The organism is Arthrobacter sp. H14 (assembly GCF_000520495.1).
GTDB lineage: Bacteria > Actinomycetota > Actinomycetes > Actinomycetales > Micrococcaceae > Arthrobacter_C.
The window spans coordinates 9,342-18,583 of record NZ_KI914659.1; the positions used below are offsets into that span (position 1 = coordinate 9,342).

Sequence of the window (9,242 nt, forward strand, 5' to 3'; positions counted from 1 at the left end):
CGGAACCGTCAAGCCCGCCGACGTTGCCTCCGCTGTTGAGGCGGCCGGTCTCGGACAGATTGACAAGCGCAAGGTTGAACTGCCGACTCACATCAAGTCGACCGGTTCCTACCAGGCGAACGTCCGTCTGCACGAAGATGTCGCCGCTGTCATCGACCTTGAGGTCGTTGCCAGCTAGCACGTCCGGTTAATTGGACAGAGAAAAGGGCCTCACCTCCGGGTGGGGCCCTTTTTCCTTGCCTCAGGACGACCAGATCCCGCACTTGATCGCGGATTGGTCTGTTAGGCGAGGTCCTCCAGCACTTTGGCCAGGTAGTCAATCCCGCGCAGTATCTCTGCCTCGGTGGCTACCAGCGGCGGGGCGAACCGGATGGTCGGGCCATGCGTGTCCTTGGCGAGCACGCCATAATCAGCCAACCGGCGGCACACCTCGCGTCCGGAGCCCAGCGCGGGGTCAATGTCTATCCCCGCCCATAAGCCCCGGCCCCGGACAGCCGTGACGCCCTTCGCGCGCAACTGCTCAAGACCGGTATGCAGAATCCCGCCGAGCGTCCGCGCACGTTCCTGGAACTGCCCGTCGGACAGGAGCGAGACAACGACACGTCCCACCGCGCAGGCCAACGGGTTTCCGCCGAACGTGCTGCCATGCTGGCCGGGTTGCAGGACGCCGAGCACGTCAGTATCCGCCACGACGGCCGATACCGGCACCACGCCACCGCCCAGGGCTTTGCCGAGCAGGTAGACGTCCGGGACGACACCTTCGTGTTCGCACGCCAGTGTGCTTCCCGTGCGTCCCAGTCCGGACTGGATCTCGTCGGCGATGAAGAGGACATTATTCGTCTCGGTCAGCGTGCGTACGGCCGGAAGATAGCCGGCAGGGGGCACGACGACGCCGGCCTCACCTTGGATGGGTTCCAGCAGCACCGCGACGGTATTCTGATCGATGGCGTCCTCCAGGGCCGCGATATCCCCAAAGGGAACCGTGATGAACCCGGGAGTGTAGGGGCCGTAATTGCGGCGGGCATCGTCGTCGTCGGAGAAGCTAATGACCGTCGTCGTGCGGCCATGAAAATTCCCGGCAGCGACAATGATGTTGGCCTGGTCCGGCTGTACACCTTTGCGCTCGTAGCCCCACTTGCGGGCTACTTTGATGCCTGCTTCGACAGCTTCCGCGCCGGTGTTCATCGGCAACATCATGTCCTTGCCAATCAACCCGCACAGTTCGCGGGCGAAAGGGCCAAGCTGGTCATTGTGGAAGGCGCGGCTGGTCAGTGTCACGCGATCCAGTTGTTTGTGGGCCGCCTCAAGGATGGCGGGATGGCCGTGTCCGAAGTTAAGCGCCGAGTAGCCGGCAAGGAAATCGAGGTATTGCTTCCCATCGGCATCGGTGACTGTCGCCCCTTGGGCCTTCGTCACGACGACTTCGAGGGGGTGGTAGTTGTGGGCGACGAACCGTTCCGTCACCTCCAGTACCTCCTCTGTCCTGGCCGTATGCGGGGTATCGGCCGGAGCAGCCGTGTCCAGTTCATCTGAGTTCGTGGTTCGAGTCGTCAAAGTTCTCGCCTTTCGTCGACGGTTGGGCTATGCCCCTAGGGTACGGGGGCAAACACGCCATGACTACGGGCAGGAGGACCAGCCGGCTGAACTTGAGGTCTGAGGTCTCCGCTACCCGGAGCTCGCCTGGTTTCCCGACCCGGACTAATAGCCAGCAGGACATGAATCGGTGGGCTGGCACATTCTTTGCATGGAATACAGCCACGTCAGGCGCGCGCCGTTTCAAAGTGGTGCAGATCACAGAAGGCATATGTCCCGTTGTGGAAAACCTGTGGGCATGGGCGCTGTATCGGCTCTTTTGCGCCCTGTCAACACCAAAGCTGTGGATGAATGTTGGCGGCAATTTTCTTTTCCTCCACAAGCTCGAAGTACTGTTTTTGCAGGTCAGAGCCATATTTCCTTCTAAACTATTTTTCTATCCACACCCTTCTCCCCAGCCTGTGCACAAGACACGCCGCACTATCCACATGCTTTCCACCGGGGTTGTGGATAACGGAATTGGCGGGGGACTGTGGACGCATTAGCGTTACGGGGTAACTCCCAAGCAACGTCGCATGCTTGTGCCCCGTCAGTAAATGAAGAAGGGATCAAAACGTCTTTGTCGGAGGCGGCTGATAGACCGGAATCAGAGCACAAGAAGCGCAGTGATGCTGCGATGGGAACAGGCCGAGGGCAGAGGGAGAAGTGCACATGTCACTGACGCACATGGATCCAGCGGAAGCCTCATCACGCGAACCGAACTTCGCCCGGACACCCCCTCAGGACCTGGTCGCCGAGCAAAGCGTGCTGGGTGGCATGATGCTTTCGAAGGACGCCATCGCCGACTGTGTGGAGGTGCTGCGTGGCAATGACTTCTACCGCCCGGCGCACGAGAGCATCTACGAGGCAATCTGTGACCTCTACGGCAGGGGAGAGCCAGCCGACGCCGTCACCGTTTCCGATGAGCTGACCAAGCGGAAGGAAATCTCCCGCGTCGGTGGACCCGCCTACCTGCACACCCTCATCTCCTCCGTTCCCACCGCAGCGAACGCCAGCTTCTACGCTGAAATCGTCCGTGAACGGTCAGTGCTGCGACGCCTGGTCGACGCCGGCACGAAGATTGTGCAGCTTGGCTACGGCAACGATGGAGAAGTCGACGACATCGTCAACGCCGCCCAGGCCGAAATCTACGCCGTCTCCGAACGCCGCACGACCGAGGACTACGTCGCGCTGAAGGACGTCATCGAGGGCACGGTCGACGAAATTGAGGCATCCGGGCACCGCGGAACCGAGATGGCAGGTGTCCCAACTGGCTTCTACGAACTCGATGATCTGACGCACGGTCTGCACCCCGGACAGATGATCGTCATCGCGGCCCGTCCGGCAATTGGCAAATCTACGCTGGCACTCGATATCGCCCGGTCTGCCGCCATTAAGCACAGTTTAACGACCGTGGTCTTCTCACTTGAGATGAGCAGAAACGAGATCGCCACAAAGCTTCTAGCTGCGGAAGCGACCATTAATCTGCAGGATCTCCGTAAGGGAACGATCCGGGATGAGCAATGGAGCAAGATCGCCACGACCATGGGTCGGATGAACGACGCCCCACTCTTCATCGACGACAGCCCCAATATGTCCCTGATGGAGATCCGTGCCAAGTGCCGCCGGCTGAAACAGCGGCACGACCTCAAGCTCGTCATCATCGACTATCTGCAACTCATGTCATCGGGCAAGAAAGTCGAGTCGCGTCAGCAGGAAGTCTCCGAGTTCTCGCGTGCACTTAAGCTCCTCGCCAAGGAGCTGGGTGTTCCCGTTATTGCTCTGTCCCAGCTGAACCGTGGATCTGAACAGCGTCCCGACAAGAAACCTATGGTTTCCGACCTCCGCGAATCAGGTTGCCTGACAGGGGATACACGCATCCTCCGATCTGATACAGGGGCAGAAACGACAATGCGTGAGTTATTCGACAGCGGAGCCAAAGACATCCCTGTTTGGTCTCTGGACGACAGTCTCCGGTACGTCGAGCGGCACCTCACCCACGTTTTCTCCACTGGCAAGAAGCCGGTATACCGCCTGACGATGTCTTCGGGAAAGACTGTGCGGGCAACGTCAAACCATCCCTTCTTCACTTACGATGGCTGGCGCGCACTCGGTGATCTGCGCCCAAGCGACCGATTGGCTGTTCCACGCCACGTCAATGGTCCTACCGAACGTTCCCATTGGGACGATGACATGGTGTTGGAAGCTGCACGTTTGATGGATGGCGCGTCGAGGATACCTGCCGAGATTTTTGCCTTACCTAAGGAAAAAATCGCTTTGTTCCTACGGAATATTTGGGCACGGGGCGGAATGACCACTATCGACCGGTCGGCGGGAACTGGAACCATTCGCTATTTTGGAACCTTTCAAGGGTCCCTGGATTCGCTTTCATTGCTGATGCTGCGATTTGGGATCAGCTGCGAAATCCGGCTTCGCTTGGAGAAGTTTTCTTCCAGTCGTTTCGTCCTGGAAATTGGCGAACCAGACGATCAACGGCGATTCCTGCAGGAAATTGAGGCGCACGGCTTGCGCTCGGCCGAAAGCGCCGAATTGCTGCGTATGGTCAGGGCGAAACCTGAAATGGACAGCGATCCGGGCATGCCGACGCAGGTCGCGGAGGGCCTCCAGGTACTGCTGAGCCCTGACAGCCCGGGCGAGTTCAAAGCTGGCAATCAGCGACATTCCATGGGCGGGAGCTTGCCACTCGACGACTATTCTGGAGAGCGACTCGCGGGTGTTGTAGACGTATTGGATGCTGCCGATATGGATTTCGTTGCGGTGAACGACGTCATGTGGGACGAAGTAGTGGCTATTGAGCCGGACGGGGAAGAAGAAGTTTTCGACGCAACGGTACTTGGCAACCACAACTTCATCGCCAATGGCATCGCCGTTCACAACTCGATCGAGCAAGATGCGGATATGGTCGTGCTGCTCCATCGAGAAGATATGTACGACAAAGAGTCTGCCCGTGCCGGTGAAGCCGACGTGATTGTGGCAAAGCACCGTAACGGTCCCACGAAAACCATCGTCGTCGGATTCCAGGGCCATTACTCGCGGTTCTCAAATATGGCCGTGGAGCAGTGACGGCCACCGTGAACCGCTGTGCCGCCGTCGTCGGTTTGAGCCGAGGGTCGCTGTGAGAGGCCCCAAGGCGCCGCGCCTGCCCACGGCACCGCCGTCATACACTGCCGGCAAGTTCGACGATGTGGAGCCAGACACCAGGCTTGAGGCGCTCGATTTCGACCACGACGACGCTGCCGGAGTGGATCTCTCCGATGTCACTTTTACGGAGTGCCGGCTTCGGCATGTCTCGCTGCACGAGGCAGATCTGAAGAGTGCGACTTTCGCCGAGTCCTCGCTGTCCGACATCAACGCTCCGGTCTTTTCCGCGCCACACAGCAGCTGGTGGAACACCGCCGTCGAAAATGCCCGGGTTGGCTCCGGTGAACTATACGACTCCGTGTTCCGCTCGGTTACCTTCACCGGAGGGAAGCTCGATTACCTCAACTTCCGGTACGCAAATCTAACCGACGTCCTGTTCTCCGGCTGCATCATTGATGAATTCGACTTTTCGCACGCAAAACTGGTCCGGGTTGCCTTCGAGGACTGCCGGATCGGAACCCTCCATGCGTCCGGGGCAGTGATGCAAGGGGTGGACCTCCGCGCTAATGAACTCGACCGCATCGTCAGCCTGGCCGGGCTGAAGGGCGCCTCCATCGACGAATATCAGCTGCAATTGCTGGCGCCAGCCCTTGCACAGGAATTAGGGATCAACGTCGACTGATGACCAACGATTGACGGTCGACAGGGGACGCGTCCACTAACGCCGGGATCGGCGGAATAAACGCCCACCAGCGCCAGGAGCGGCGGAACCTACTCGGCGTCGTGATCCGTTTCGAGAACTTTCACGAGCGTGTCGAGTGCGTCGTCAGCTCCATCTCCCTCTGCCCGCAGTACCACGACGTCCCCGTGTTCAGCGCCAAGGCTCATCAGCCCCAGCATGCTGGACGCATCCATCGCCTCATCAACAGGCGTTCCCTCCTTGGCGATGGTGACCTCAACAGGAACATCGCTTGCGGCTTCCACGAAGATGGAGGCAGGACGGGCATGCAGGCCGACGCGGCTGGCAATAGTGGCTTTACGTTCTGGCATGTTTCCTCCTGGTGGGTAGCCGCCGGCTCCGGTGAGCTTGGCGGCGGAAGTGGTTAAAGTCCGAGCTCTTCAAGTATGCCCAATTTGCTCCGGACGCGGTCGCGGGCCTCGACTGCGCTCGGCGCGGCAAGAGCAAGGTCGGCCAGTTCCTTCGCCTGCTGCAACGTCACGGTGTTCAGCACCGTGCCCACAGCCGCCAGCGAACGCGCGGTCATCGACAGCGAGGTAACCCCTAAACCGACAAGTACGACGGCGAGAGCAGGGTCCGCCGCGGCTTCACCACAGACGCCGACCGGCTTTTGGCTTCCCTCGGCCTCGGAACCTGCGACGGTGAGCCGGATCAGTTGCAGCACGGCAGGCTGCCATGGGTCGTTCAGCGAGGCAAGAGGCCCCAACTGACGGTCTGCGGCCATGACGTACTGCGTGAGGTCGTTGGTTCCGAGACTGGCAAACTCGACGCGGCGAAGAATCGCCTCTGATACCAGCGCAGCGGATGGAACCTCCACCATTACGCCGGGGGTTTTCAGCCCTTCAAGGGAACACAGCGCGGCAAAGCCGGCGGCTTCTTCCGCGGTGGAAATCATGGGGGCCATAACCCAGACGTCGGCTTCGGAGCCCTCAGCCGCTGTGGCTATGGCTTTCAGCTGGCGCTCCAGCACTCCCGGCGTCACCATGTCGGTCCGGAAGCCGCGAACACCCAGGGCGGGGTTAGGCTCCGTCGCATCGGTGAGAAACGGCAACGGCTTATCCGCTCCGGCATCCAGGGTCCGGACCACCACCTTGCAGCCCGGGAAGGCGTCGAACACACCGCGGTAGGCCTTGACTTGTTCTTCCACCGATGGCTCCGTGTCCCGGCCAAGGAAGCAAAACTCGGTCCGGAGCAGCCCAACTCCCTGGGCTCCGGCCTCGGCCGCCTTTACGGCATCTTTTGCGCCGCCGACATTAGCCAGCAGGGGAATGAGGTGCCCGTCCGCTGTGCTGCCATTACCGTCGAAGACACTCAGCATGGAAGCCGTGGAGGCCCACGCTTCCGCGGCGGCCGTCTGCTCGTCGCCGGGGTTTACGGTAACGGTGCCGGCCCCGCCGTCGAGGTAAATCCGCGTTCCGTCCGCCAGGGCCTCAACTCCGGCTGCGGCGACGATGGCGGGCAACCCGAGAGCACGGGAAATGATGGCGGTGTGGGACTGCGGGCCGCCGCCGGAAGTGATAAGTGCTTGGACTATCGACGGGTCCAGGGTTGCAGTGTCGGCCGGTGCGAGGTCTTCGGCCACCAATATGAAGGGCGCGTCGGAAGCGGGTATACCGGGAGCCGGAACGCCGCGGAGTTCGGCGACAATCCGGGACCGGACATCCAGAACGTCCGTTGCGCGTTCGGCCATATAGCCGCCGAGGCCGCGGAGCATTTCAGCAGCCGCGGAACCGGCATCCCACACGGCTCGTTCAGGCGAGGAGCCACTGTTGACCCGCTTCACCGCATCCTTGATGAGCATCGGATCGGCCGCCATTTGGGCAGTGGCCTCGAGGACGGCTTTAGCGTCGCCCTTCGCTGCTCCGGCGCGGGCTTTCAGTTCGGCCTGCACCGCCTTCGACGCTGACCGAATGCTCTCCGCCGCCTCTTCCGCAGTCACCGATGACGCGAGTTTTTGGCCAGCCGGCGGTTCGGTAACCGCGGGGGGCATTTGCCGGATCGTACCGACGATACGCCCGGGAGTAACGCCGACTCCTGAAAAATTCTGCATTGAAGTCCTCAATTCCCTAAGGCAGCCGGTGGGCACGAGCCGCCCCTGTAGTGTATGTGACGGGGTTCATATAGTGAAGCTATAGATGGTACTGTAGCGTCCATGAAAACGGACGTCGAACTGCCAGCCAAGACGCGGCTGCTGCGAGCGGCCGCGTCATTGTTGGCTGACTCAGGCGGAGCGCCGGTGTCCACCCGGCAAATCACCGACCGTGCCGGCGTCACTGCGCCTACTTTGTATCACCACTTCGGTGACAAGGAAGGGCTGTTCGATGCCGTCGTCGCCGCCGGTTTTGAAGAATATCTGGCCGGGGAGCGGGATTTGGTGCATTCCGGCCAGCCAATCGAAGACCTGCGCCGGATTTGGGATAACCATGTTCAGTTCGGTCTGAACCAGCCGCAGCTCTACCTGGTCATGTTTGGCAACATCCGTCCGGAACGGCGTCCGGCGACCGTCGGTGATGCGGAAGCGTTTCTGCAGGAAGCGTTGGAGAAGGCAGCTGCTGCCGGGCGGTTGATTGTGCCGCCGCAGGAAGCCGCACGCAGCATCCTCGCCGCCAATGTCGGTGTCACGCTGATGCTGATTGCCGAACCGGCAGAGGGCCGCGACCTTGAATTGTCGGCGATGACACGGGATGCGGTCATTTCCGCCGTGGCAACGAATGACGAATCCGATCCTGTGGAGGACAAGTCGGGTACGCCCTCCGTCGTGGTCGCTGCCATTGCGCTGAATGCCGCATTGCAGTCATCACACCCTGAACAACTGTCGACGTCCGAACTCAAAATGTTCCTTGAATGGCTGAACCGGATCAGTAAGAGCCCCTCCAGCTAACCGCCCTGCACAACAACTCCCCGCGATGCAGCGGGGAATCACGGTAAGGAAAATCAATGGCCACAGAAGCAGAAGCGGCGCCCCGCACCGGTCTGAGGGTCCGCGTCCAAAAATTCGGGACGTTCCTCTCCGGCATGATTATGCCCAATATCGGGGCGTTCATTGCCTGGGGAATCATCACCGCCCTGTTCATTCCGGACGGCTTCCTTCCGAATGAGTCCCTGGGGGCACTGGTTGAACCGATGATTACCTACCTGCTGCCGCTGCTGATCGGTTACACCGGTGGCAAAATGATTCACGGTGTCCGTGGCGGCGTAGTCGGCGCCACAGCCACCATGGGTGTCATCGTGGGTACGGATATCCCGATGTTCATTGGGGCCATGATCATGGGCCCGCTGACCGCTTTCATCATGAAGAAACTCGACAAGATCTGGGAAGGCCGGGTCAAGCCCGGGTTCGAGATGCTGATCGATAACTTCACCGCGGGGATCGTCGCGGCCGCCATGGGCGTTGTGGGGCTCCTCGGTGTTGGACCGTTGGTAACGGCTTTCAGCAATGCTGCAGGCGCAGCTGTGGAATTCCTGGTCAATAACGGGTTGTTGCCGCTGACGAGCATCTTCATAGAACCGGCCAAGGTCCTCTTCCTGAACAACGCGATCAACCACGGAATCCTGACGCCGCTGGGCACCGAGCAGGCCTTGGCACAGGGCCAGTCGATCCTCTTCCTGCTGGAGGCCAACCCTGGTCCCGGTTTTGGCATCCTGCTGGCGTACACGGTCTTCGGCCGCGGACTCGCGAAGGCATCGGCCCCGGGCGCAGCGTTGATCCAGTTTGTCGGCGGCATCCACGAGATCTACTTCCCGTACGTACTGATGAAGCCGCTCATCATCCTGGCCGCTATCGGCGGTGGCATGGCGGGTATCTTCACCCTCGTGCTGACCGGCGCCG

General features: G+C 60.7%; 8 protein-coding genes. 5 read left to right on the top strand and 3 right to left on the bottom strand.

Features of this window, described 5'->3' with window-relative positions; translation table 11 throughout:
• On the top strand, positions 1–178 hold a 178-nt coding region (locus Y707_RS25850), incomplete at its 5' end, for a 50S ribosomal L9 C-terminal domain-containing protein (RefSeq protein ID WP_035781721.1).
• 104 nt (positions 179–282) lie between these two features.
• Here the strand turns inward: Y707_RS25850 and rocD are convergent.
• Entirely contained in the window at positions 283–1,524 is a 1,242-nt protein-coding gene (gene rocD, locus Y707_RS0113190; RefSeq protein ID WP_173401463.1) for an ornithine--oxo-acid transaminase, read from the bottom strand.
• Between the two features lie 720 nt (positions 1,525–2,244).
• On the opposite strand from rocD, the gene dnaB reads away from it, so the two are divergent.
• Together dnaB and Y707_RS25855 are read left to right on the top strand one after the other, a co-directional pair.
• Complete coding sequence (gene dnaB / locus Y707_RS0113195) at positions 2,245–4,656, top strand: replicative DNA helicase (RefSeq protein ID WP_051441976.1); 2,412 nt, start codon at positions 2,245–2,247, stop codon at positions 4,654–4,656.
• Positions 4,657–4,708: 52 nt separating this feature from the next.
• A complete protein-coding gene (locus Y707_RS25855) occupies positions 4,709–5,356 on the top strand; it encodes a pentapeptide repeat-containing protein (protein WP_051441977.1) in 648 nt (215 codons plus the stop codon).
• An 89-nt stretch (positions 5,357–5,445) separates the two neighbouring features.
• Here Y707_RS25855 and Y707_RS0113205 read toward each other — a convergent pair whose 3' ends face one another.
• Together Y707_RS0113205 and ptsP are read right to left on the bottom strand one after the other, a co-directional pair.
• A complete protein-coding gene (locus tag Y707_RS0113205; protein ID WP_026535450.1) occupies positions 5,446–5,724 on the bottom strand; it encodes an HPr family phosphocarrier protein in 279 nt (92 codons plus the stop codon).
• A gap of 53 nt (positions 5,725–5,777) precedes the next feature.
• A complete protein-coding gene (gene ptsP, locus Y707_RS0113210) occupies positions 5,778–7,463 on the bottom strand; it encodes a phosphoenolpyruvate--protein phosphotransferase (RefSeq protein ID WP_026535451.1) in 1,686 nt (561 codons plus the stop codon).
• A 102-nt stretch (positions 7,464–7,565) separates the two neighbouring features.
• On the opposite strand from ptsP, the gene Y707_RS0113215 reads away from it, so the two are divergent.
• Together Y707_RS0113215 and Y707_RS25860 are read left to right on the top strand one after the other, a co-directional pair.
• Positions 7,566–8,294 (top strand): TetR/AcrR family transcriptional regulator, encoded by a 729-nt coding sequence (locus tag Y707_RS0113215; protein WP_026535452.1) that lies wholly within the window; start codon positions 7,566–7,568, stop codon positions 8,292–8,294.
• Between the two features lie 56 nt (positions 8,295–8,350).
• A partial coding sequence (locus tag Y707_RS25860) for a PTS transporter subunit EIIC (RefSeq protein WP_035781723.1) occupies positions 8,351–9,242 on the top strand: 892 nt, incomplete at its 3' end.